Origin of the sequence: Phytohalomonas tamaricis (assembly GCF_003012345.1) — a bacterium.
Classification (GTDB): Bacteria; Pseudomonadota; Gammaproteobacteria; order Pseudomonadales; family Halomonadaceae; genus Phytohalomonas; species Phytohalomonas tamaricis.
Map to the genome: position 1 here is coordinate 184,490 of NZ_PVRV01000024.1, position 24,549 is coordinate 209,038.

At 54.4% G+C, this 24,549-nt stretch carries 20 protein-coding genes; 2 read left to right on the forward strand and 18 right to left on the reverse strand.

The window, feature by feature from the left end; all coding sequences use genetic code 11:
- The first annotated feature begins 90 nt into the window (after window positions 1–90).
- Complete coding sequence (gene mqo / locus C3Z11_RS14685; protein WP_106478703.1) at window positions 91–1,587, forward strand: malate dehydrogenase (quinone); 1,497 nt, start codon at window positions 91–93, stop codon at window positions 1,585–1,587.
- 131 nt (window positions 1,588–1,718) lie between these two features.
- On the opposite strand, the gene rsd is transcribed toward mqo, so the two are convergent.
- The 8 genes from rsd to yrfG all read right to left on the reverse strand — a co-directional run bounded on the left by rsd (window position 1,719) and on the right by yrfG (window position 10,990).
- Entirely contained in the window at window positions 1,719–2,216 is a 498-nt protein-coding gene (gene rsd / locus C3Z11_RS14690) for a sigma D regulator (protein ID WP_106478704.1), read from the reverse strand.
- A 34-nt stretch (window positions 2,217–2,250) separates the two neighbouring features.
- Window positions 2,251–2,763 carry a disulfide bond formation protein B gene (locus C3Z11_RS14695; protein ID WP_106478705.1) on the reverse strand — a complete coding sequence of 171 codons (513 nt, stop codon included), beginning with the start codon at window positions 2,761–2,763 and terminating at the stop codon, window positions 2,251–2,253.
- A 41-nt stretch (window positions 2,764–2,804) separates the two neighbouring features.
- The gene (gene gshA, locus C3Z11_RS14700; protein ID WP_106478706.1) at window positions 2,805–4,403 is read right to left on the reverse strand and encodes a glutamate--cysteine ligase; all 1,599 of its coding nucleotides are present in this window, start codon (window positions 4,401–4,403) and stop codon (window positions 2,805–2,807) included.
- Window positions 4,404–4,577: 174 nt separating this feature from the next.
- A complete protein-coding gene (locus C3Z11_RS14705) occupies window positions 4,578–6,914 on the reverse strand; it encodes a Tex family protein (protein WP_106478707.1) in 2,337 nt (778 codons plus the stop codon).
- Window positions 6,915–7,078: 164 nt separating this feature from the next.
- A complete protein-coding gene (locus C3Z11_RS14710; protein WP_394810221.1) occupies window positions 7,079–8,647 on the reverse strand; it encodes a phosphoenolpyruvate carboxykinase in 1,569 nt (522 codons plus the stop codon).
- Window positions 8,648–8,907: 260 nt separating this feature from the next.
- A complete protein-coding gene (hslO, locus tag C3Z11_RS14715; protein ID WP_106478709.1) occupies window positions 8,908–9,795 on the reverse strand; it encodes an Hsp33 family molecular chaperone HslO in 888 nt (295 codons plus the stop codon).
- Window positions 9,796–9,866: 71 nt separating this feature from the next.
- Window positions 9,867–10,259, reverse strand: coding sequence for an RNA-binding S4 domain-containing protein (locus C3Z11_RS14720; protein WP_106478710.1), 393 nt, complete (start codon window positions 10,257–10,259; stop codon window positions 9,867–9,869).
- A 38-nt stretch (window positions 10,260–10,297) separates the two neighbouring features.
- Window positions 10,298–10,990 (reverse strand): GMP/IMP nucleotidase, encoded by a 693-nt coding sequence (gene yrfG / locus C3Z11_RS14725; protein ID WP_106478711.1) that lies wholly within the window; start codon window positions 10,988–10,990, stop codon window positions 10,298–10,300.
- Between the two features lie 156 nt (window positions 10,991–11,146).
- On the opposite strand from yrfG, the gene nudE reads away from it, so the two are divergent.
- Window positions 11,147–11,716, forward strand: a complete 570-nt coding sequence (nudE, locus tag C3Z11_RS14730; RefSeq protein ID WP_262927422.1) for an ADP compounds hydrolase NudE — start codon at window positions 11,147–11,149, stop codon at window positions 11,714–11,716.
- A gap of 89 nt (window positions 11,717–11,805) precedes the next feature.
- Here the strand turns inward: nudE and C3Z11_RS14735 are convergent, their stop codons facing one another.
- From C3Z11_RS14735 to thiL, 10 genes are all read right to left on the reverse strand, one after another.
- On the reverse strand, window positions 11,806–12,336 hold the full coding sequence (locus tag C3Z11_RS14735) for a hypothetical protein (protein WP_106478713.1): 531 nt from the start codon (window positions 12,334–12,336) through the stop codon (window positions 11,806–11,808).
- A 384-nt stretch (window positions 12,337–12,720) separates the two neighbouring features.
- Window positions 12,721–13,122, reverse strand: coding sequence for a hypothetical protein (locus C3Z11_RS14740; RefSeq protein WP_106478714.1), 402 nt, complete (start codon window positions 13,120–13,122; stop codon window positions 12,721–12,723).
- 142 nt (window positions 13,123–13,264) lie between these two features.
- Window positions 13,265–13,669, reverse strand: coding sequence for a GNAT family N-acetyltransferase (locus tag C3Z11_RS14745; RefSeq protein WP_106478715.1), 405 nt, complete (start codon window positions 13,667–13,669; stop codon window positions 13,265–13,267).
- Between the two features lie 473 nt (window positions 13,670–14,142).
- Window positions 14,143–15,993 (reverse strand): dihydroxy-acid dehydratase, encoded by a 1,851-nt coding sequence (gene ilvD / locus C3Z11_RS14750; protein WP_106478716.1) that lies wholly within the window; start codon window positions 15,991–15,993, stop codon window positions 14,143–14,145.
- 211 nt (window positions 15,994–16,204) lie between these two features.
- Complete coding sequence (locus tag C3Z11_RS14755) at window positions 16,205–17,305, reverse strand: phosphoserine transaminase (protein WP_106478717.1); 1,101 nt, start codon at window positions 17,303–17,305, stop codon at window positions 16,205–16,207.
- The gene (locus C3Z11_RS14760; RefSeq protein ID WP_262927423.1) at window positions 17,302–18,552 is read right to left on the reverse strand and encodes an ATP-grasp domain-containing protein; all 1,251 of its coding nucleotides are present in this window, start codon (window positions 18,550–18,552) and stop codon (window positions 17,302–17,304) included. Before C3Z11_RS14760 ends, C3Z11_RS14755 begins: the two co-directional genes overlap by 4 nt.
- A 463-nt stretch (window positions 18,553–19,015) precedes the next feature.
- Entirely contained in the window at window positions 19,016–21,436 is a 2,421-nt protein-coding gene (gene lon, locus C3Z11_RS14765) for an endopeptidase La (protein ID WP_106478719.1), read from the reverse strand.
- 202 nt (window positions 21,437–21,638) lie between these two features.
- A complete protein-coding gene (locus C3Z11_RS14770; protein ID WP_106478720.1) occupies window positions 21,639–22,910 on the reverse strand; it encodes a DUF945 family protein in 1,272 nt (423 codons plus the stop codon).
- A 177-nt stretch (window positions 22,911–23,087) separates the two neighbouring features.
- A complete protein-coding gene (locus C3Z11_RS14775) occupies window positions 23,088–23,561 on the reverse strand; it encodes a phosphatidylglycerophosphatase A family protein (RefSeq protein WP_106478721.1) in 474 nt (157 codons plus the stop codon).
- On the reverse strand, window positions 23,558–24,538 hold the full coding sequence (thiL, locus tag C3Z11_RS14780) for a thiamine-phosphate kinase (RefSeq protein WP_106478722.1): 981 nt from the start codon (window positions 24,536–24,538) through the stop codon (window positions 23,558–23,560). The genes C3Z11_RS14775 and thiL overlap by 4 nt, the downstream gene beginning before the upstream one ends.
- Window positions 24,539–24,549 lie beyond the last annotated feature (11 nt).

Genomic DNA, 24,549 nt, shown 5'->3' on the forward strand with positions numbered 1-24,549 from the left:
GCAGCAAACATCGATTTCGTCGGCTTGCAATGCTGTTCGCCTGAATGACCGACGTACATTCTTTGATTACGTTAATGGTTGACAAACACTATGGATGAGGCAGTAGACATCGTACTAGTAGGGGCGGGTGTGATGAGCGCAACGCTTGCGACACTCCTCAATGAGTTGGAGCCGGAAGCACGTATCGAAATTATTGAGCGTCTCGACACGCCCGCCAGCGAAAGCTCTTTTGCCTGGAACAATGCTGGCACTGGTCATGCTGGTTTATGTGAGCTGAACTACACGCCTCAGGCCGACGATGGTTCAGTCACTATCGACAAGGCTGTCCAGATCAACACCATGTTCGAGGAAACCAAGCAGTTCTGGAGCTACTTGGTAGAACATGGCGAGCTTGGCGACCCATCCCGCTTTGTTCATCCAGTCCCGCATATGAGCTTCGTCCGTGGCGAGAAGGATGTGCAGTTCCTTCGCGCGCGTTTCGATGCCATGCAGCAGCATCCCTGCTTCGATGCCATGCAATATACCGAGGATAATGAAGTCATTGCCCGGTGGGCGCCGTTACTCATGGTAGACCGCCAACCGAACGAAGCATTCGCAGCGACATGGACCGATGCCGGAACCGATGTCGATTTTGGCGCCCTGACACGTCAGATGCTGGAACGCCTTGAAGCACTGCCGGATGAGCAGGTCCGTGTCAGCACCGGGCAAACGATCAATGATCTTGAGCGCAACAGTGATGGTAGCTGGACCTTAAAAATTGATGTCAAGGGCGGCCATCAGCGTACTCTGCGTTCACGCTTTGTGTTCCTCGGCGCAGGTGGTGCTTCGCTGCATCTGCTGCAAAAAAGCGGCATCCCCGAATCCAAGGGCTATGCAGGCTTCCCGGTCAGTGGTCAATGGCTACGTTGCGACAAGCCAGAAATTGTGTCTCAACATCATGCCAAGGTTTACAGTAAGGCGGGCATTGGCGCTCCGCCGATGTCGATACCCCATCTCGATACCCGTAATGTTGATGGTACCCCGTCCCTGCTGTTTGGCCCTTTTGCGGGATTTACAACCAAATTCCTCAAAACCGGCTCTATTTTTGACCTGATGCGCTCGGTACGCTCTTCAAACCTTGGCCCAATGATGGCGGTGGCACGCGATAATTTTAGTTTGGTGAAATATCTACTTGAGCAGGTACGCCTATCGCATGAGCAGCGTGTCGAGGAGCTTCAAGCGTTCTACCCCGCAGCCAAAGGGGAAGACTGGCGCCTTGAAGTAGCTGGTCAGCGCGTTCAGATTATCAAGCAAGACCCTAAGAAAGGAGGCGTGCTGCAATTCGGTACAGAAATCGTTGCCGCAGGTGATGGTTCTCTAGCGGCTTTGCTGGGCGCATCGCCAGGTGCATCAACCGCAACCTCCATCATGCTCGGCCTGATAGAACGCTGTTTCCCGGAAAAGTTTGCTTCCACTGCCTGGCAGACACGCTTGCAGCAAATCGTACCTGCTCGTGCCAAGGCCATGGCACAGGATGGGGCGCTGCTCAGGGATGTACGCAACCGAACCAGCCTGACACTCAAGCTCACTGACTCTACTGCCGCCTGAGCGCAGTAGGGCTGAAGACATTACGTAATTCAGCCGTCATTCAAATAAAAAAGCACCGACCTAGTCGGTGCTTTTTACCCAAGTGACACTCACTTCAAACGCGTCTGCTTGACGGCTTGAAACCACTGGGCTCAGCTTGACTGAGCAGGCATGCGTTCCTGTGCAGGCGCATGTGCCGCATGAAGACGTGCTATCAATACGTCTTCGATAGCAAAACGCTCCGTCAGCCCCTTGCGCAGCCTTTCCAGCCAGGCCGGAAGATTTGCAGAATTTTCCTGACAGAGCACGGGATTGGCATAGTCACCATCGAATGCCAATACCATCTGAGTCGACGGATCCAGATTGGCGACAAGCTGATTGCCAGCTTCAAGAGCCTCAAAATCGTTGAACGCCTTCGCCTCTTCACAAAGCTGCGGATAAAGCTCGAAGTGTCCAGCGCTGATATAGTCCATCAACTGCTCACTGAACCGGTCAATCAAGCGCTTATCAACTGGTTCAATCTCACCGTTGCATGCTTCGAGCAATTCCATATAGGCCAATAGTACGTCATGGCGCTGTTTAAGCCAGCGGTCAACGAGGACATGAACGCCTCCCCACTGTTCCTGCGCGGTAGAGCATTGTTGCAGCATGATTCCCTTCCTCCTGCGACGATGCTGGCACCGATCAGGCGGCGCGCAGCGAGCGGACAATGAGTCCGATAGGTATAAAACTAAGTACTATAAAGCCCATCAGGGTCCACATCGGTAACGAAAGCCCTAACCACATACCATGAATTTCTGCACACTCACCGGAACCTGAGAGTACTTGCGACATCACATTCCATAGCGGCAGAACTTCCAGCATATAGTCGAGCCCTGGACCACAGCTAGGCACCTGATCGGGGGGAAGATGCTGTAACCAGACATGACGCCCGGCGACGATGGCACCGCCCAGACTACCTAGCAGTGCCAGCACTCCATAGACACCCCCTCCCCCACGCTTGGGATTATGAAGCGCTCCTATAACAAATACTATTAAAGCGGTTAACACCGCCACACGTTGAAAAATGCAAAGTGGGCAAGGCTCCAGCTCAAAAACATACTGCAAGATGAGCGCTACCGCCATCATCATCAAGCAAAAGGCCGCGCCTGCCAGGCACCAGGCGCGGCAGGACAGGCGCTCCGACGTATCATTCATTCTGCAAGCTCTCTTTTCGTCACCGTGATGCACGTAAATGCTTAGCTCTTCTTGAATACACGAGGCTCACGAGCCTGAGTAAAATAATGCTCAAGAAACGATGCGAAAGACTCGGTATCGTCATTCTCCCTATCACGCTGCTGCTGATGAGACGTTTCCGTGAGCTGCGTAAACAAGGCATCACGCGCACGATCCATTGGGGTATCACGGAAGTAATTCGCCTGCTCTCTCGCCTTCGCTAGCGTCCAATCAATGAAATCGATACCGCTGCTTTCCATCTGCTCAAACATCATGCCCGCTGGCGTCAGCGACGGATCATCAATACGTGGCGCTATTGCAGCAAGCGCCTCGGTATGCGGGTTTTCCTTGTCATCAGCATCGAGCAAAGCTGCGACATCTTGCATTGATGCGAATATCTCCCGCATTTGAGACGCCATGGAGCGTTCACCCTGCATGGTGGGAAGCATCAGCCCCGGCTCACGGCCACGGCTCACCACACGCGCCCGGCTTTCGTCGAGAAGATCACACTCAGTATCGGAAATCCATGGGCTGGGCGACAGCAAACACCAGACCAGAAACGTATCCAGGAAATAAATCTGCGTTTCATCGATACCTAGAGGCAAAAACGGATTCAGATCAAGGCAACGCACCTCGATATACTCCACGCCGCGCGATTCAAGCGCCTGAGTCGGCGTTTCGTCATGGCGCGCCACTCGCTTGGGACGAATATCGCTGTAATACTCGTTTTCGATCTGCAAGATGTTGGCATTGAGCTGACGCCACTGACCATCGGCTTCGACACCAATGTCCGCATAGGCCGGCCAAGGCGTAGAAATAGCATGACGCAACGTACCGACGTAGTTTTCAAGTGAGTTGAAACAGATCTTGAGTTGCGCCTGTACCTTGTTCTGATACCCAAGGTCACTCATACGCAGTGACGAGGCATAGGGTGATAGCAGCGTACGCTTGGCATGGCGTTTCAACCCGACATTACGTCCTTCAAGGAAACTTTCATCCACGGCCGGCGATGCGCCGAACAAGTACATCAAAAACCAGCTGTTGCGCCTGAAGTTACGGATTAGTTCAAAATAGCGCCGTGAACGAAACGCATCCAACGACACCCCATCCTGTCCTTCAAGCTGCTGTAGATGAAGCCACAGCGCCTCAGGCAATGAAAAATTATAATGAATGCCCGCGATTGACTGCATAATCCGACCATAACGAACATCGAGTCCCTTACGATAAACCTGCTTCATGGTGCCAATATTGGAATGGCCATAATCGGCAATCGGAACGCTGTCATTACCATTCAGCCCTGCAGGCATGCTGACAGGCCAGATCAACTCATCGCCAAGATAGCGGTAGCTGAAGCGATGAAGGTCGCCTAAAAACGCCAGCGCGTCACGCGGACGACTGTAAACCGGCGAGATGTACTCAAGCAGCGCTTCTGAGTAGTCCGTGGTGATATGCGGATGAGTCAACTTCGACCCCAGCGTCTCAGGATGCGGCGTCTGTGCAATACGCCCCTGAGTATCGACACGCAGTCCTTCTTTTTCGATGCCACGATGAATACGACCGAATAGTCCCTGACGGGCCGGCCCCTTGAGCCCATCGATACGGTAGGCGAGTTGCTCAGACAAGGGTAAACACCTTCTCTCACGGGGAGAAGCGCGCTTCTCCAAATGGTTTCGACACAAGCGATACTCGTGCCGTTAATAACATAACGGAGCCGAAAGATACGGCCCCGTAAATTAATTCATCATTATGGTGGCATGTTGTTAGCTTGCAAGCATTTTGCCCCAGGCCAACGATGGTCAGCGCTTCTTCGCACCGGCCTTCAGCAATGCTTCGCCCAGAGAACCCAGCGCCCCGCCACCCTCGGTACGCTTGCTTGATGCTGCCGGACGTGGAGATGAGTTGCGCTTGGGTGGCGTACGCTCATGCGAACTGCGTGCATTGCCACCTTCGCCAGGCTCATCGGAAAGCCGCATACTCAACCCAATGCGCTTACGCTCCAGATCGACATCCATCACCTTGACACGCACAATGTCGCCTGCCTTGACGACCTCGCGCGGATCAGAAACGAACTTATCGGATAATGCCGAAATGTGTACCAGCCCATCCTGATGTACGCCGATGTCAACAAATGCCCCGAAGTGCGTAACATTGGTGACAGCGCCTTCAAGCACCATGCCGGGACGCAAGTCCTTCATTTCTTCAACGCCTTCCTGAAACTCAGCAAAACGAAACTCAGGACGTGGATCACGACCGGGCTTAATCAATTCTCCCAGAATATCGGTTACTGTTGGTAAGCCGAAACGCTCATCAACGTAATCGCTGGCCTTGATTGTTTTAAGAAAGCCACTATCGCCAATTAATCCTTTGACCTCACGTGCATTCGAATGCGCGATGCGCTCGACCACCGGATAGGCTTCGGGATGTACAGCAGAAGCATCGAGCGGATTATCCCCCTCCATAATGCGCAAGAAACCGGCGCATTGCTCAAAGGTCTTCGGGCCGAGACGACTCACGTCGAGCACCTGACGACGGTTACGAAAAGCACCATTGGCATCGCGCCATGCCACTATATTATCGGCAAGTGTCGCATTGAGACCCGATACACGGGCAAGTAGCGCCGTCGAAGCGGTATTTAAATCAACGCCTACAGCATTGACACAATCCTCGACCACGGCACCCAGCGTACGCGCCAGCGTCAACTGCGACACGTCATGCTGATATTGGCCCACACCGATTGATTTGGGATCGATCTTGACCAGCTCGGCCAGCGGGTCCTGCAAGCGACGCGCAATCGACACCGCACCACGAATGGTGACATCAAGGTCAGGGAATTCTTTGGCCGCAAATTCAGAGGCCGAGTAGACTGAAGCGCCTGCCTCATTGACCATTATCTTGCTGATTTTTTGATCGTTGACGAGCTTGACGACTTCAGCGGCCAGCTTGTCGGTTTCACGGCTGGCGGTGCCGTTGCCAATAGCAATTAACTCAACGCTATGCTTTTTACACAACGCGACTAGTGTCGCTAATGCCTCATCCCATCGCTTTTGCGGCACATGAGGATAGATGGTGGCCTGATCAACAAACTTGCCGGTAGCATCAATGACGGCGACCTTCACCCCGGTCCGCAGCCCCGGATCGAGACCCAGAGTTGGCCTGGCGCCTGCCGGAGCTGCCAGCAGCAGATCCTTGAGGTTGTCGGCAAATACGTTGATTGCTGTCACCTCGGCCTGCTCACGCAGCCGGCCAAGCAGCTCGGTTTCAAGGTGGGTATAAAGTTTCACGCGCCATGTCCAGCGCACGACTTCTTTCAGCCAGCGATCAGCAGGCCGCCCCTCATCTTTGATACCAAAGGTGCGCGCCACCTCGACTTCCGCCGGATGAATGGGAGCATCCTCTTCTTCAGGCAAGACAATGGATAGCCCCAGCACCCCTTCGTTGCGCGCGCGAAACATGGCCAACGCGCGGTGCGACGGTGTTTTCGATAACGTCTCGCGATGATCGAAGTAATCAGAGAACTTGGCGCCATCGCTCTCCTTGCCGGCGAGCACCTTGGCATGCAGCTCACCTTCCTGCCACAGCCTATCGCGCAGTCGCCCTACCAGCTCGGCGTTTTCGGCAAAGCGTTCCATCAGAATCTGCTTGGCACCATCAAGCGCAACTTTGGCATCGGCAACGTCCTTGGCGCTGTCGACATAGTCTGCTGCGGTTGTTTCCGGACCGAGCGTCGGGTCGTTCAACAGCGCATCAGCGAGTGGCTCAAGACCGGCCTCACGGGCAATCTGCGCCTTGGTGCGGCGCTTCTTGCGATAAGGAAGGTAAAGATCTTCGAGGCGTTGTTTGGTATCGGCAGCAAGCAGTTGAGCCTTCAGCGTGGCATCGAGCTTGCCCTGCTCGTCGATCGCAGCAATGACTGAGCTCCGACGTTCTTCCAACTCACGCAGATAGCGCAAACGCTCCTCGAGAGAGCGTAATTGGCCATCATCAAGCCCACCCGTTAACTCCTTGCGGTAACGAGAAATGAACGGCACGGTTGACCCCTCATCGAGCAGCGTGACGGCCGCAACGACCTGTTGGGGACGAACATTGAGTTCTTCAGCGATACGTGCGGCAAGCGCAGATTGATTAGCGTCCATGTCACCTTGGCAGTCGGTCTAAAACGTGACGCCAAAGTATCATAAAGTGCTAGGTCACGCCGAGACTGAATCCAGTCAAAGCGTGCAAAACAAATGAAAGAAGGAAGGCCTTGGCCTTCCTTCATGAACCACTATCTTGTCAACAGTGAGCCACACATGCTCGCTTAAACAAGCTGAGGACCCGCCTTGACGATAGCCTCATCAACACCGGTAAACTTCTGGAAATTATCGACGAACTTGGCGATCAGCTCACGTGCCTGCTCGTCATAACCCGCTTTATCCGCCCATGTTTCGCGCGGATTGAGGATAGTCGAATCTACTCCGGAAACACGACACGGCACAGTTAGGTTGATACCGGACAAATGCTGCGTTTCGGCATCCTTGAGTTCGCCACTCTGAATAGCATTGATAATCGCACGCGTCGTCGGAATGCTGAAGCGACTGCCGCCGTGCCCATAGGCACCCCCGCTCCACCCCGTATTGACGAGATAGACCCTTGAGCCAAATGCCTCGACACGCTTGATCAAAAGTTCAGCGTATTCGTGAGCGGGGCGCGGAAAGAATGGCGCACCGAAGCACGTCGAGAACGTGGCTTCCAGACTTTCAGAGGAGCCGATTTCTGTTGAACCGACCTTGGCGGTATAGCCTGACAGAAAGTGATAGGCTGCGGCTTCTTTAGAGAGGATCGAGACCGGCGGTAATACGCCACTCATATCACATGTCAGAAAGATAATGGCGTTAGGCTCACCGGCGCGATTTTCTAGCGTCCGCTTTTCAACGAACTCCAGCGGGTATGCCGCGCGGCCATTCTGACTCAGCGATACATCCGTGTAGTCAGGTTCGCGGTCATCATGTAGTACGACGTTTTCAAGCACCGTGCCGAAGCGAATCGCCCGATAGATGATGGGCTCGTTCTTCTCGGTCAGATCGATGGTCTTGGCATAGCATCCACCTTCGAGATTGAAGACGGTGCCTTCGCCCCAACCGTGCTCATCGTCACCGATCAGATAGCGCTCAGGATCAGCGGACAGCGTGGTCTTACCCGTACCAGAGAGCCCGAAAAATAGCGTGGTTTCACCGTTCTCACCGACGTTGGCACTGCAGTGCATCGGCAGTACGTCTTTTTCCGGTAGTAGAAAGTTCTGAACCGAGAACATCGCTTTCTTCATCTCGCCGGCATAACGCATGCCAGCGATCAATACACGACGCCGAGCAAAGTTAATGATAACGGTACCGTCTGAGTTAGTACCGTCACGAGCGGGCTCGCAAGCAAAATGCGGGGCGTTGAGAATCAACCATTCGCTCTTGCTCTTAGGATTGTACTGCTCAGGACGAACGAAGAGCGTGTGTGCGAAGAGACTGTGCCAGGCGGTTTCGGTAGTGACCCGTATCGGCAGATAATGCTCGGGATCGGAGCCGACATGAAGTTCACTGACGAAGTTCGTATCCTTGGTCAGATAATCCTCGACGCGTTCCCACAAGGCATCAAACTTATCGGCATCGAAGGGACGATTGACCTTGCCCCAATCGATAAGATCGCGGGTGGACGCTTCATCGACGATGAAACGGTCCAGCGGTGACCGCCCGGTTCGCTCTCCTGTCTCGACTACCAGGGCCCCGTTCGCGGCCAGGCTCCCCTCGTCACGAGTAATGGCAAGTTCAATCAACTCGGCAGCGCTCAAGTTGAGATGGGCCTGGCCAGAATGCGAACGTGCTGCGCTGTCTTGATTCATGGTCATTATGCGTGTCCTCGGCGTTACGCCGCTCTCTCGTTAGCTTTGGTTATGTTCTCAACGCTCTTTTTACAAGCGCTTCCACGCTATTGACAAGCCATGCGAGTAGTCGCCCCGAGCGAAGGAGCGACATTATGACAAAAGTAGCAAGGCGGGGAAACTTACCTCTTGCCAGGCGCCGGATATAGCATATACCTCCTCAGCAGACCCACCCATGCAGGCTATAGTGGGTCTGTGGTGAAGAGAGGCACACATCAGCATCAATGCAGCGTGGGAGAAGGCGCATCGGGGGTATCAATCAACGCCTCGACCTCAGCGGCAGAAAACACATAGCGTGTATTACAGAAATGGCATTGTGTATCGATTTCGCCCTGCTCAGAGACAATCTCATGCAATTCCTGAGCGCCGATACGGTGCAACGCCTGGGCAAAACGTTCACGAGAGCAGGTGCAACCAAAGGCAAGCGGCGCCGGCTCGAAAACCCGTGCTGTCTCTTCATGAAAGAGGCGAAACAGCGTCTCCTTCGGAGCAAGTGTCAACAGCTCATCATTGCTTAGCGTCTCAGCAAGCATATTGATGCGATTCCAGGCATCCGGATCGAGATTACTGGCATCATCTGGCAGTTTCTGGACCAGCAGGCCACCGGCACGCTCCCCATTGGATGCAAGCCACAGACGTGTCGGTAGCTGCTCGGAACGCTCGAAATATGCTTCAAGACAACCGGCCAGTGTCTCCGCTTCAAGCGCAACGATCCCTTGATAACGTTGGCCATCGCTAGGATCGAGCGTTATTACGATATGACCATCGCCCATGAGCTCAGGCAGCGTTGCCTTATCATCAGGGAGAGCCGCATGCTCATCGAAGCGCGCGATCGCTCGCAATCGCTGCGCCTCTTCACCTGTGCCGGGGTTGGATTCCGCCATCAGTAGCGAGACCGGGCCATTGCCGCGGATTTCAAGGCTTAACACACCGTCAAGCTTGACGGTAGCGGTTAAAAGCGCCACCGCAGCAAGCAGCTCGCCAAGTTGACGGCTGACGACATCAGGATAGTTATGGCGAACCAGTACGTCCTTGTACGACTCATGCAATACAGTGAGTTCGCCGCGCACGTTGGTGTCGTCGAAAAGAAAACGTTGTATGTGATCCATGAACTTCTCGGAGGTAAGGGTACCTGAGGATAAAAGCCGCTATCGTCACGAGGGCAATAGCGATATTGGCATCAGTCGTCCAGCACCTGACGTTGGAAACGGTGAATGTCACGACGCCCTTTCTTGTCGGGGCGATTCTTGGGCGCCATCATTGACTGGTTGGCCAGTTTGCGGTTCTCAGCCTCGCGATCACGCCGCACAACGCTTTGCTCGGTCTCACGATAAAGCGCACGCGCCTCAGGCGCACCGCGTCGCTGATCGGAAACATCGACAATTTCAATTTCAAGCGTGTCCCAGCCCTGTGGTACCTTGAGCATGGCACCCACCTCGACATTCTTGCTGGTTTTGACACGTTCGCCGTTGTAATGAACCTTCCCGCCTTCGATGGCTTTTTTCGCCAAGCCACGCGTCTTGAAAAAACGCGCCGCCCACAGCCATTTATCGATGCGAACCTGCTCACTCATGGTTATCTCCCCTATGTTCACTTCCCTATCAGGGATATCTAATAACTAATATTGTGGCGAGAAGGGATATTCGCAAGGTATTCAGCCGGCAGGATCGAGGCGAATGTTCTCAAGGATTCAAAGCCGGCCAGTTCACGTTCGGGCTGGCTACTGTCAGGCTGAAGGATGCCCAGCAAATGACGGATACCATAATTGCGCGCGCTTTCGAGCACTGCGATATTGTCATCAATAAACAAGGTGCGCTGTGGATCAAAGGGCTCGATTTCGGCCAGTGCTTGCCAGAACTCGGCTGACTCCTTGGCATAGCCGACATCCTCGGATGAGACGACCGCATCGAGATACTTATCGAGGCCTGTCAACGACAGCTTGAGCGCCACGCCAGCACGGTCGGCATTAGTCGCCAGCACCACACGCACCGGCGCCTGCTTGAGCCAGGCCAGGAATTCGGGTGCATCGCTGCGAAAACGAATCAGATGCTGCACCTCGCGTTTCAGCTCCAGCACATCAATGCCAAGCTCACGGCTCCAATAGCGCAGGCTGTACCAGTCGAGGGTGCCGCGCTCACCCAGAATACGCTCGACAAGTATCTGCTGCGCCTGTTCATCAAGCTTATGCAGTTCACGGTAACGTCTGGGGAGATGTTCAAGCCAGAAATGACTATCGAAATGAAGATCCAGCAGAGTGCCGTCCATATCAAGCAGGACGGTATCAATGGCATGCCAGTCAATCATGAAAGTAAACACGGGAAAAGAATGGACTTGGCAGTATAGGCGTTACCCGTCATTCGTGCCTATAGCACTCAGCCACCACTGACCCACAAGGAGATCCTTATCGCCAGAAAAGCTACCGATGGCCATACTTGAATGATCAAGAAAAAGGAGCGAACCATGGCACAGGATAGCAAACCATTAATTACGGCAAGAGAAGAGAAGGCACGCAGTCGATTGTTCCGCGTCGAAGCTCTCGACCTGACATTTTCCAATGGCAGTACCCGTACTTTCGAACGCCTGTGCAGTACAGGTAATGGCGCCGTCATGATCGTCGCCATGCCCGATCCTGACCATGTTCTACTCATTCGGGAATATGCTGCCGGTTTCGAGGACTACGTACTCACGCTACCCAAAGGTGCTGTCGACCCGGGTGAGGACATCATCACGGCCGCCAACCGAGAACTGAAGGAAGAATGCGGCTTCGGTGCCCATAACATCGTGCCATTGACCGAGCTTAGCGTAGCACCGAACTACATGAGTCACCGTATCAGCGTGGTACTGGCAACTGGTTTATATGAAGAACGCTTGGCAGGCGATGAGCCGGAGCCTATCGTCACGGAACGCTACCGTATGGATGAGCTGGCATCATTGCTGTCCCGTGAGGACTTTCATGAAGGGCGTGCCATTGCAGCACTTTTCATTGCCCGAGAACGCATGCGCGATGAAACCATGCCGTTAATTTGGTAGAGCTGGACAAACAAATACCGCCGAACAAGTCGGCGGTATTTATCGGTTCGCTAATAATGCCTAACGAACAAAAGAGCGACAGGAATAAATTACTGCTTGTTATCCCCGGGGCTATCGCCTTGCTCAGTAGGGCCTCCCGGCGAGACTTTTTCTTCCATTTGAGCAGAATGTCCCTGCCGACCAGTATCAGTTACTGCAGCAGCTGAACCTGTTTCGTCAGGACCTGAGCCATTGGGGTTACTTCCCGATGAACTATTTTGACCCTGTAGTTTCTGACTATCGCTCTTGGTGCCCATATATTCCTGTCCATGTCCGGAAGGATTATTCGCTGGCACTTCACTGTTACGCTGTGATTTCTGCTGAGTAGCACTATCAGTGGCATTACCCTGATTCTTTGAAGAGCTACCATTTTTGTTCAACGGCTGGCTATCCGCCTTGCTCCCCATATATTCCTGACCATCACCGGTCGGGTTATTGGTCGGTACCTGACTGTTGCGTTGTGACTCCTGTTGTACAGCGCTGTTGGCATTGTTACCGCTCGCTTCATTACCTGCTGCCATAGTCTGCATGGCCGGAAGCGTAAATGCCGCACAAAACGCCGTTGCAATCAGTTTCTTCATGGTTCCTTCCTCCTGTCACGTCCAGTGGCCGAGGCCGAATACCCAATCGCCTCTATAAGCGAGGGCTTTAAATAGTTCATCCAGAATATTACCTTTCTTCCTGAAAAAGCGCTTATTCTGAACATTACCTTCCTTGGATATTCCACACCCACTCTAGTTAGCGCAAGATTAAAATTGCTACATCAGCAGTGCATTCACTATTGCACTTACCGTTTAGCCTTGTTTTTTACCTTAGAACACATAACGCATATCGTCAAAGTTATGTACAACCTTCTTTTTGCTGCTATTCAGCCTGTATTAAGAAGCTAGCGTGGCTAATGGAGACATTAACGGCATATCCCAACAAGCGGTTATACTGACAACTATCGGGACATGCGTTGGGACTTAATGTGAAGAGTTAGTACTTTCATTGGGCTTATCGCCGTGAACCGACAAGTCACCTCCCTGAGCTTGGGAGTTTCCTTCACCGGGCGCTCCTTGATGTGAAGAATTTACGGTCCCTTGACGCTTCTCACCACTGCCCCGAGGCCCTGTACTCGTATCGGTATTCTCCGAGGAATAATTGCTTTTGCTTGCAACACCATCGGCTTCCATCCCGGAGCTACTTACTTCAGCTGCACGTTCTTTGACGGCTTCCCGAACATCTTCGTCATCACTCATGTTGGTGATTCCATGATCAGGTACCCCTATCGTACTGTTATTTTCCTGATTAGATCCTGCTGCTGAAGCCTGCATCGAAAATACCAACAGTGCTGTAGCAAAAATTGCTGAAGAATACTTCATCATCTCTTTATCTCCTGTTAAAGGCTGAACTGAACCACGTTATTGTAAACATGGTCCGGCGTGCTTATTTCTTTTATTCAATTAAGCAGTTCTGATGCTTGAGTGAAAACAGTTATTTCTTTTGGATTAATAACGCCATAACGTCTTATTTCTCAGACAAACTTACTTCAAAAACATTTTGTTGCGCTACCAACATGAGTCCCTGATCGTTATAAAAGTTTTGTACATCTTCACTGGTATCATTACTAAGCGTACGGAACACGTCGATGCCCTGCTGCTGACTCCAAGCCATCGCCTCCTTTATCAGCTGCCTATCACCACCGTGATGACGCCAACGCGTCTTGACGATCAAGGCACTGACCTCCACTGACGTCGGCACAGCGATACCCATCACGACGTGGGCATGTAACCAACCAACAGGCTCATCGCTTTCTTCGGTATCGGTCGCCACCAGCACGAGATGCTCCGGCTCCTCCAGCAAAATACCCAGTTGCTGCTCCAGCTCGCCGTGGGTCGTATAGATATCCAGCTCGGCCGCGAGCTGCGCCATAACAGGCGCGTCAGACAGCTGGGCCTTTCGTATTCTTATTTCCTTCACATCGATTTTACTCCTCTGGCCAGGTCATCCTTGGATTAACAAGGTTACCGTTACAGGTTAGCCCATCATGACCAATCAAGAGAGCATGCCGATGACCTTAGAAAACAAGGTTTAATCACCAGACGATAAAATTTGTCACCTGTCGATATCTGGCACATTCAAGTGTAGCGATGAACCGATAACGGCAGGAGACAAGACGACAGCAGCCATATTGACGCCCTGCCCCGCTGTTAAACGGCCTTGCCTGGCAACGCTGCTGGATTAGCCGTTTTTGCATCACTTGTTCGAAATGGACATGCAAAGCCTACATAAGGCATAGCGGCCAGCCATTCCTTCGCCCTCACTGTGAACCCAAGTTCACTTTGCACGTATAAAAAAGCCCGCCGGAATACGGCGGGCTTTTAAGCTCGAAACAGGCGAGAAACTCAACGCTCCTCGAGCTTGTCGAGATCACGGACCGCGCCGCGATCAGCAGAAGTCGCCAGCATGGCATAGGCCTTTAACGCCGCCGACACCTTTCGCTCGCGCTTGATGGTGGGTTTCCAGGCATCACGGCCCTTGGCTTCCATCGCCTCACGACGCTTTGCCAGCTCCTCACTCGAAAGCTTGACGTCGATCGTGCGGTGAGGAATGTCGATGCGGATCAGATCGCCGCTTTGCACCAGACCGATCGCGCCGCCGGCAGCCGCCTCAGGCGAGACGTGACCGATCGACAATCCCGAGGTACCGCCGGAAAAACGCCCGTCGGTCATCAGTGCACACGCCTTGCCGAGCCCTTTTGACTTGAGATACGAGGTCGGATAGAGCATTTCCTGCATGCCCGGCCCACCCTTCGGCCCTTCGTAAAGGATGACGACAACCTCGCCTTCCTTCACCTGGCAGGCAAGGATATGTTCAACAGCCTGATCCTGTGACTCGACCACATGGGCCGGGCCCTCGAAGATCAGAATCGAATCGTCGACGCCGGCCGTCTTCACCACGCAGCCGTTCTCGGCAATGTTGCCGTAGAGTACTGCCAGCCCGCCTTCACGCGAGAAGGCGTGTTCGAGGTCACGGATGCAGCCATTGGCACGATCGCCGTCCAGACTCGGCCAGCGCGCTGCCTGAGAGAATGCCTCCTGCGAACGCACGCCACCGGGGCCGGCCTTGAAGAACTCGACCACTTCCGGTGAAGGGTTGCGCATGATATCCCACTCATCGAGAGCAGCCTTGAGCGTATCGCCATAGACGGTCGGCAGTGAGGTGTTGAGCACGCCGGCGCGGTCAAGCTCGCCGAGAATGCCCATGATGCCGCCAGCTCGATGGCAATCTTCGATATGGTATTTCTGCGTATTGGGCGCCAGTTTGCACAGCTGTGGCACCTCACGTGACAGCCGGTCGATGTCAGCCATGGTGAAGTCGACTTCAGCTTCCTGTGCGGCAGCCAGCAGATGCAGGATGGTATTGGTCGAGCCGCCCATAGCGATATCGAGCGTCATCGCATTTCTGAAGGCATCCTTGCAACCGATTGCACGCGGCAACAGGTGAGCTTCGTCGCCTTCATAGTAGCGCTTGGCCAGCTCGACGATGCGGTGACCAGCGGTCTCGAACAGGCGGCGACGGTCGGCATGGGTCGCCAGCACTGTGCCGTTGCCCGGCAGCGCCAGCCCCAGCGCCTCGGTCAGACAGTTCATCGAATTGGCGGTGAACATGCCGGAGCAGCTGCCGCAGGTCGGGCAGGCGCTACGCTCGATTTCGGCGATCTCGTCGTCGCTGTACTTATCATCGGCGGCAGAGATCATGGCATCGATTAGATCGATGCCATGGTCAAGCAGCTTGGTCTTGCCCGCTTCCATCGGCCCGCCGGAAACGAAGATAGTCGGAATATTGAGGCGCATCGCGGCCATCAGCATCCCGGGGGTGATCTTGTCGCAGTTGGAAATACACACTAGCGCATCGGCGCAGTGCGCATTGACCATGTACTCGACGCTGTCGGCGATGATGTCGCGCGATGGCAGCGAATAAAGCATCCCGTCGTGGCCCATGGCGATACCGTCATCGACCGCGATGGTATTGAATTCCTTGGCGACGCCGCCGGCCTTCTCGATTTCGCGGGCGACCAGCTGACCCATGTCCTTTAGGTGGACGTGGCCCGGCACGAACTGGGTGAAGGAATTGGCAACAGCGATGATCGGTTTCTGGAAGTCATCATCCTGCATACCGGTGGCGCGCCACAGTGCGCGTGCGCCGGCCATATTTCGACCCGACGTCGTCGTCCGGGAGCGATACTGGGGCATGGAAATCCTCATTTTCTATTTGGATAAGCGACTAGCGTCTAGTCAACGGCTCTGACGGCCGCTGGGTGTCCAGGTGAGGATTTCATTTTGTCATGGAGATATCGCCTTGACCAGCATCAACTATTGGTCTACCAACGCTGGAACAGCTCTCCTCTTGTAACGCCTCGCCCTTAACGGGAAAGGGCGACATTTGCCAATGCCGCCCTCTCTCTTAGCGCTGCTGACGGTGTCGAAAGTCCGCCATGAAGCTGGCCAGTTTTTCCACTGCCTCCAGCGTCACGGCATTATAGAGCGAGGCACGCAGGCCGCCGATGGCACGATGCCCCTTTAAGCCAGAAAACCCGGCCGCCTCCGCTTCAGCGATAAAACGCTGTTCCAATGCCGTATTGGACAGGTTGAAGGCCACGTTCATCAATGAACGATCCGCGACGGCCGCCCGCCCTTGATAAAAGCTCTCGCTGCTATCCAGTACGTCATAAAGCAGCGCCGCCTTGGTACGGTTGAGTGCATCCATGGCATTGAGCCCGCCGATTTCCTGCATCAGCCAGCGTGTCACCAGCAGCACCACATAAATGGCAAATACCGGTGGCGTGTTGAAGTTGGAATGGGCGCGAGCATGGCTACGGTAATCCAGAAAGCCGGGCAGATCTTCTGGGGCATTTTTGATCAGCTCATCCCGTACCACTACCACGGTAACGCCGGCGGGGCCGACGTTCTTTTGCGCGTGAGCATAAATCAATCCAAAGCGGTTCGCTTCAATCGGTCGCGAGAGGAAATCCGAGGACATGTCACAGACGCGCACCACCTCATCGGATCCCAACATGCGGTGAAACTGCAAGCCCTCCACCGTCTCATTGGAGACATAGTGCAAGTAAGGCGCTGTAGTCGCGAATTGCAGCTCTTCATCCACAGGCAAACGTCTAAAGCCATTATCCTGACCGCTCCACACGACTCGAATAGGCCCCTGACGGCGCGCTTCGGGCAGCACCTTGGCACTCCAGTACCCGGTATCCAGATAATCCGCAGGCGCGCCACCCGGCAGCAACAGGCTCATCGGTACCATCGTGTACTGCTGAGTCGCACCGCCCTGTAGCAGCAGCACGTGATAATCATCGCCCAGGCCGAGCAGGCTGCGGATGTTGTTCTCCAACTCTGTTACCACGGCAGCGAACCAGTCCGAGCGATGGCTGATACCCAGCACCGACAAGCCAACCTCCGGCACCTCAATAATGGCTTGCTGCACCTCGCGCAGTACGCTTTCGGGCAACGCGCCGGGACCACCGGAAAAATTCAAGCCATTGCGTGGATTCATACTTCAACACCTCCGGTTTTCTGCGCCTGAGCACCGCCCTCGGCCCGGCGTAACAGATAGCTGCGCAGTGCGCTTTTGACCTTGGCCATATGTACCTGCTTGTGGGGAAACAGTTCGATCGAATCCATGGCATGTACCGCCATGGCATGACCAATTTCAAATACCAGCAGCTCACCATCGCGAGTTTCGGCACAATCGATGCAGAGATAATCCAGGCCGCTGCGCTCAGCAATCGCATTCAAGGCGTGACGATGGCGCAGCGCGAAGGCGTCGAACCTTTCCATCCAAGCACCCTCCTCGGCGCGCTTGGCAGCGTCCTCGTACATGCCGGCATTGAGGTAATGAATCATCCAATGACTGGAAATCCCCATGTGGCTGGCGAAAGGCTCTCCATCGACCAGAACGACCCGATACTTGCGAAACAGACCGTCACCGTCACTGTAATCGATGAACGCAGAAACGAAAAAATCCTCACCGCTCAGCCGCGTCAGGTAATCCGCCAGCTCATCGGTATCGGCCACCCGCTCCAATCCATGCCCGCCATGCGACCCCAGCGGACGCACAATGACGGGAAAATCGATGTCATGACAAATATCCGCCAGCGTTTTCTCTCCACTTATGACACGCTGTAACTCAGTACGGCTGGTAGGAAACGTGGGCGGAATCAATAGCCCCTCTACGCCCTGCAGCAGTTGGCTGGCTCGCTCACGATCTGTATTGGCAACTCCCTGCGGCCGGTTGATAACGGGCTTGGGCCAATCCGCTAACAAAGGCTCCAAGGCGGTTAATAACGGCCGATTCTCATCAGATTCGCTCATCGCTACCATCACGAGATTGTGTTCCGGCAGCGCCGTTGCCAAGGGATCTCCTTCCTCACTGACGTAATACATCAGCAAGTCGATATCGCAGTCTTCAAGCAGGCAGTCCAGCGGCATGTTGGTCGCCAGATCGCCCGGCGCCATTAGCAACAAGGCACGTAGCCGAGCGGGTTGATGTGCTGCTGCCAAATGGAATGTACGCTGTCGGGTCAAGGCGTGCGCCTGAATGCCCAGACCAAGCTCATGATGCCCCAGGCATAGCATGAGCGTGGCTAGATTCATCCATAGGTTGGCATCCTCGGGGCAAGCTTCGGCACGAGGTAGCTGTTCCTGTGCGATAGGACGCAGATCCTCGCCATTAATGCTCATCCGCAGGAAAGGTGCCAAACCTACAAACGGGGCTGGCGCTGACATGTCTATAGAGGACACAGGTGACTTACCTTGAACGTAAGTGAGTAAAAACCGTCGCCACAGGCGCGAAAAAGCAGACTGCTGATTCGCCATCACCCCGTGAAGCAGTACCAAGATAATGCACGATCTTACTTGGTTATCTCCGGTTCAAACGTGTCGAAATAACCCCAAGGCACGCCTCTATTCTTACTTTTGTACTCCTTCTGTCGTTAGTGAATGCCCTGCTCGGCCAGCAGTAGATAGTCGACCGCCGGGAATGCTCTGGTTGTGCTACGTAATGATGAAGCACTACTAAAGGCGTCGCATGACGCAAGCTCGATGATGGTATGCAACTGATCGGCCCATACCTGCTTTAGCGCCTAAGCCGGTACTTGAGCCGTAATAAACGCAAACGGCACCGATCGATGATCGGTGCCGTCGTCTGTATATCAATTTCCCTGAGAAGATCAATTTCCCTGAGAAGATCAATTTCCCTGAGAAGTTAGCCGAATACTACTTTGGCAACATCCTTGTAGACCTTGGCAAAGTGCACCGTGACGCCCTCCTTGAGATAGTCCGGCAGCTCATCGAAATCTCGCTTGTTGGCCTCGGGCAGTACCAGTTCGAAAATGTCGCTTCTGCGCGCCGCGATCACCTTTTCACGAATGCCGCCCACCGGCAACACCTGCCCGGTCAGCGTGATCTCGCCGGTCATCGCCAAGGGTCGTGCAATCTTCTGGTTACGCGCCAACGACAACAGCGCAGTAGTCATCGTCACCCCGGCTGATGGGCCATCCTTGGGCGTAGCCCCTTCTGGCACATGCAAGTGAATGAAGGCTTCATCGAAATGCCCCGTCTTGACACCAAACTCCTTGAGATGGCCGATGGTATAGCTATAGGCAATATTGGCCGACTCCTGCATCACATCACCGAGCTTGCCGGTCAATTTGAGCCCCCGCTGCAGGCTATGCACCTGGGTTGCCTCGATCGGCAGCGTTGCGCCACCCATTGACGTCCAGGCCAGGCCGGTCACCACACCAACGCCACTCAGTACTTTTTCCTTGCGGAAAATCGGCGCGCCAAGGAATTCTTCAAGATTCTTGACCGAGACCTTGACGCTTTCCTGCTCGCCCTCAAGCAGCTTGACCGCCGCCTTGCGCACGATGCGGTGCAGCTGCTTTTCGAGCTGACGCACGCCCGATTCACGCGCGTAGCCTTCGATCACCTGGCGCAGCGCTGTATCGGTCAAATTGATACGTTTCTTGGGAATATTGTCGCGCTCAAGCAACCGCGGCCAGAGATGATGCTTGGCAATCGCCATTTTTTCCTCAGCGATATAGCCCGACAGACGGATCGTCTCCATGCGGTCGAGCAGCGGTCCCGGAATGGTATCAAGTTGGTTGGCCGTACATACGAACAGTACTTTCGACAGATCAAGACGCACGTCAAGATAATGATCGAGAAAATCGACGTTCTGCTCAGGATCGAGCACTTCAAGCAGCGCCGAGGCCGGATCCCCCTGGAATGACTGGCCGAGCTTGTCGATCTCATCAAGCATGATCACCGGATTCTCAACCTCGACCTCGCGCATCGCCTGGACCAGCTTGCCCGGCATGGCACCGACATAGGTGCGCCGGTGGCCCTTGATCTCGGCTTCATCGCGCATCCCGCCCACCGAGAAGCGATAGAACTTGCGGCCCAACGTTTCAGCAATCGAGCGTCCCACCGACGTCTTGCCGACCCCGGGCGGACCAACCAGCAGCACGATCGAGCCACCAACATCGCCCTTGAAAGTACCCTCAGCGAGAAACTCGATGATGCGATCCTTAACGTCCTGTAGACCATCATGATCACGGTCGAGCACTTTCCGCGCATGGGCTAGATCAAGCTTGTCCTTGGAAGTGATCCCCCACGGCAGTGAGGTCAACCAGTCGAGATAGTTACGCGTAGTGCCGTATTCCGGTGATCCGGTTTCGAGCACCGATAACTTGGCCAGCTCATCATCGATCCGCGACTTGGCACGCTCGGGCACGGTTAGGCCCTCTAAGCGCTTTTTGAATGTATCGACATCATTTTCGCGATCATCCTTGGAGATGCCCAGCTCCTTCTGGATGATCTTTAGCTGTTCACGCAGGAAAAACTCGCGTTGACGCTCCTGCATCTGTGCGTTGACCTGCTGAGAAATCTCGCTTTGCAACTGGGCGACTTCGATTTCCTTGCGCAGCAGTGGCAACACGCCTTGCATACGCTCCAGCACAGGCAAGGTTTCAAGCACCGCCTGTAGCTCCGGGCCCTTGGCTGAGGTAATTGCGGCAGCGAAATCGGTCAGTGGCCCCGGCTCGTTGGGACTGAAGCGATTGAGATAATGCTTCAGCTCTTCGCCGTAAAGCGGATTGATCGGCAAAAGCTCCTTGATGCCGTTGATTACCGCCATCGCATAGGCACGCGTCTCGTCATTGTCCTTATCGACCGGCTCGTGAGGATAGCTGACCTCAACCAGGTAGGGTGGCTTACGCGATAACCAGCGCGTCACCTTGAAACGACGCAGGCCTTGAGCAATAAACTGGATCTGCTCCTTGTCACCTTCTGCGCGGTGGACCTTGACTGCCGTACCAATCGTCGGAAACTGATCCTCAGAGAGCGGGTCGTCATTCACGTCACCTACAAAGGCAAGCCCAACGGTATGATGCGGTGTATTCGCTACCCGCTCCATGGTCTCGTTCCAGCGCGGGCGATTAATTACCAGCGGCTGCACCTGAGCAGGAAAGAAAGGACGGTTATTTATCGGCAGAAGATAGATACGCTCAGGCAGATAATCACGCGTCGGCACGACGGCATGGCCGGTAATCTGCTGATCATCTTGGTCTTGCTGACCGGCATCGAGATCGGAAAGAACATCGGCCTGATCGTCACGTTCAGTCATTCTGTCACCTTGATCTAGTGGGCCTGTAAGCCATTTGCCTAAGCTATGCGGGCACATAGGCTGATTATCAAGAGTTTAGAGATGAATGGTTGTCTTGAGGGATGGCCGAAGCAGTCACCCGCCCGGCTTAAACATGCAGGATAAGGCAAAACCGAACATGCTGTCCGCCCTTGTAAAGGGGCGACAGCATGTTGCAGCGCGGTCAATCGAGATTGTACCAGGGCTGCTGATTGATACTGAGCGTGCTGTCATCAAAGGTAATGTTAAGGGTGCTCTGATCGGGCGCGACCCCTGCAATCAATGCCAACAGTGGCGGCGTATTGGATAGGGTGAAATCGCCATGCAAGCGGTTATAGAAACTCTGCTGCCCCTGCTTTTCACGCAGATCATCAATATGCATCTGGTCTATATGAGTGCCATCGAGGACCATGCTGCCTTCAAGCTGCATCGTTTGTTCGAGCATCGGGCTTTCAAGTTGTAGCTGGTCGATGGTCAAGCGCGGCGACTGTTTGAACATCGCAAAGAAAGACTCCTCAAGAGGCGCGATCATATCCAGCCAGTCCTCTTGGGAATCCGGCGTCGCTTGTGGCGCTTGAGCGGCAAAGCGATCCTGTAGACCATTGAAGAATCGGGAAGCCGCTTCACCATTAATGCGATCGAGGCTGGCCGACATCGTTGCACTGCCTAGCCGCTGCTGAGAAACACTCGCCCCGCCAATCATTAGATGCATCAGGTAGCGTAACTCCTTGCTCTCCAGACTCGTCTGCCCAGTGTAATGAATATCGGTAAGGGCGATCGGCAGCGCATTACGTCGATGGATGCTGAGACTGGCAAGGTTGAGTTCATCGCGCTGACCGAAATCATGCTCCTGACTACTGTAATGCGTAGAAAAAGAAAGCGGCCCCAGCATGATCTTGTCATCGGTATTTTGATAGGCAAATGCCTCAAGCGTGCCATTCAAAGTCATATCACCGGGCTGACCACTAAAATGAAGAAGGCCACCGTGCAGTGTCACAGTGTGGTCAGGATTATCAAGATCTATAGCGGGCAACGTAAGCGTCAGATCTCCTGTCCCCTCAAGGTTGGCAATCTTGGCATCTAAGTCAATCGACTTGCCAGGGGAGAGATAATCGTTGAACAGGTACTTCCCCTGCGGGTCGGTCTGTATATCGATGCTGCCGTCAAAGTCAGTAGACAAAATACCGTGCCTGGCGCGAAAAGGCAGCTCAATCTGTACGGGGCGTTGATCGATGGCAACATTATTCAACCCAATTAATAGCGTGCCCTCGGTATGGAAAAACCCTCGTGAAATGCCCCGTTGTTCTACCGTCAGGTCAGACGACGCGTTGAGCTGTGCGACGGTGCGTGCCATTTGTTCAGCAAACACATGCCGGCTATAGGCCACTCCGCCTAAATACCCCGCACCCAAGATGACCATCACAACAACGAACATGACGACAAGCTTCTTCTTCATACCCTTCCCCTGATCATGCAAACAAACGCATCCGCTGCGCTGCTGTTCTTTATGTCGCGTATTACTGCTTATCCATCCTTTTTGACTGCACTATCTCGTTATCATCAGCGGGTCCGGAGCGCCAGAAAAACATTTTAATACTTGATTTAAAGCGTCTCAGCCTATAGGCCATGCCATTCAGTGCAGCCAGAACCAGAGATGCATGGTGCTCCAGGCATAAATACCGGCAAGGATATCATCAAGCATAATCCCAAGGCCGCCCGCGACGCGCCGGTCAACGGTACGTACCGGCCAAGGTTTGATAACGTCGAAGATACGGAAGACGATGAATCCCCACAGGGCAGCCTGCCAGGAAAAAGGAACGGCTGCCATGGTCAGCCAATACCCAACGAACTCATCCCAGACAATACCCGAATGATCATGCACGCCCATGTCACGTGAGGTCTTGCCACACACCCAGAACCCTAACAGGGTCGCCACACCGACGACCGCCATGTACATGCCAAGCGAGAGATGAGACATCAACCAGTAAAAAGGAATGGCGGCCAGCGTACCGAAGGTCCCCGGCGCAAAGGGCGCTGCACCACTGCCCAAGCCAAACGCTAGAAAGTGTGTCGGATTGCGCCATACGCTGGCAGGAGCACGGTTCATCGCGACTCTCCATAAAAGTGCTGCCAGCCGTGCTGTATCGTGTCGATGCCATGAACTCCTGGGGCCTGGCACATCCGCCCGATGACACTCAGCGTCAGTCCACATGCGGCCAGCTTTGCTCGGGCTGCGCTGAGACTGGACTCAGGCAGGGTAAACAGGAGCTCATAGTCATCACCGCCATTAAGAGCGGCATCGAATGCCTGGTCACCCAGCACTTTTTCAAGCCCTGAAGCCACTGGGATATGAGCAGCTTCAAGCCGAGCGCCGAGACCGGAAGCCTGGCATAGATGAGCCAGGTCACCCAGCAAACCATCGGAAATATCGAGTCCGGCACTGGCTAGACCACGCAGAGCGCGTCCAGCCTCCAGGCGTGGCCATGGCTTTAGATAAGCGTGAAGATGCGCATCGTTCATATCACGTACACCGTTACGCCAGGCGATCAACCCCGCATGGGCGCCGCCCAGCGGCCCCGTCACCGCAATCATGTCATCGACCCTGGCACCAGTGCGGGTAATGGCCTCATTGGCAGGCACCTCGCCATGCACGGTAATCGTCATTGCCAACTGGCCGCGAGTAATATCGCCCCCGACCAGCGTGATACCGCAGGCATCTGCCAGAGTATGCATACCGCGTGCAAAGGCTTCCAGCCAATCAGGATCAATATCCGGCAAGGTTAAGGCCAGCACATACCAACGTGGCGTCGCCCCCATTGCTGCCAGGTCGCTAAGATTAACCGCCAGTGCGCGATGCCCAATGGCCGCGGGCGGTGCATCTTCAGGAAAATGAACGCCCGCCACTGAAGTATCAACGCTGACGGCCAACTGATGCCCTGGGGTGGGTATCAGCAGCGCACAGTCATCGCCCTGTGCAAGGGCGACACCGGCACGCTCATCCGCCATGCCATATCCATCGTCACGACGCTGGCCGTGACGAGAATGGATGAAGTAGCGCTTGATAAGATCGAATTCGCCGAGCATGTCAGCCAGAC

Excerpts from the sequence above, each read along its gene's own strand:
- lon (WP_106478719.1), bottom strand. The coding sequence starts at position 21,436 with ATGACTGAACGTGACGATCAGGCCGATGTTCTTTCCGATCTCGATGCC.
- C3Z11_RS14735 (WP_106478713.1), bottom strand. The coding sequence starts at position 12,336 with ATGAAGAAACTGATTGCAACGGCGTTTTGTGCGGCATTTACGCTTCCG.
- C3Z11_RS14720 (WP_106478710.1), bottom strand. The coding sequence starts at position 10,259 with ATGAGTGAGCAGGTTCGCATCGATAAATGGCTGTGGGCGGCGCGTTTT.
- hslO (WP_106478709.1), bottom strand. The coding sequence starts at position 9,795 with ATGGATCACATACAACGTTTTCTTTTCGACGACACCAACGTGCGCGGC.
- nudE (WP_262927422.1), top strand. The coding sequence starts at position 11,147 with ATGGCACAGGATAGCAAACCATTAATTACGGCAAGAGAAGAGAAGGCA.
- C3Z11_RS14755 (WP_106478717.1), bottom strand. The coding sequence starts at position 17,305 with ATGAATCCACGCAATGGCTTGAATTTTTCCGGTGGTCCCGGCGCGTTG.
- ilvD (WP_106478716.1), bottom strand. The coding sequence starts at position 15,993 with ATGCCCCAGTATCGCTCCCGGACGACGACGTCGGGTCGAAATATGGCC.
- rsd (WP_106478704.1), bottom strand. The coding sequence starts at position 2,216 with ATGCTGCAACAATGCTCTACCGCGCAGGAACAGTGGGGAGGCGTTCAT.
- C3Z11_RS14745 (WP_106478715.1), bottom strand. The coding sequence starts at position 13,669 with ATGGCGCAGCTCGCGGCCGAGCTGGATATCTATACGACCCACGGCGAG.
- C3Z11_RS14740 (WP_106478714.1), bottom strand. The coding sequence starts at position 13,122 with ATGATGAAGTATTCTTCAGCAATTTTTGCTACAGCACTGTTGGTATTT.
- C3Z11_RS14775 (WP_106478721.1), bottom strand. The coding sequence starts at position 23,561 with ATGAACCGTGCTCCTGCCAGCGTATGGCGCAATCCGACACACTTTCTA.
- C3Z11_RS14695 (WP_106478705.1), bottom strand. The coding sequence starts at position 2,763 with ATGAATGATACGTCGGAGCGCCTGTCCTGCCGCGCCTGGTGCCTGGCA.
- yrfG (WP_106478711.1), bottom strand. The coding sequence starts at position 10,990 with ATGATTGACTGGCATGCCATTGATACCGTCCTGCTTGATATGGACGGC.
- C3Z11_RS14710 (WP_394810221.1), bottom strand. The coding sequence starts at position 8,647 with ATGAATCAAGACAGCGCAGCACGTTCGCATTCTGGCCAGGCCCATCTC.
- C3Z11_RS14770 (WP_106478720.1), bottom strand. The coding sequence starts at position 22,910 with ATGAAGAAGAAGCTTGTCGTCATGTTCGTTGTTGTGATGGTCATCTTG.
- thiL (WP_106478722.1), bottom strand. The coding sequence starts at position 24,538 with ATGCTCGGCGAATTCGATCTTATCAAGCGCTACTTCATCCATTCTCGT.
- mqo (WP_106478703.1), top strand. The coding sequence starts at position 91 with ATGGATGAGGCAGTAGACATCGTACTAGTAGGGGCGGGTGTGATGAGC.
- C3Z11_RS14705 (WP_106478707.1), bottom strand. The coding sequence starts at position 6,914 with ATGGACGCTAATCAATCTGCGCTTGCCGCACGTATCGCTGAAGAACTC.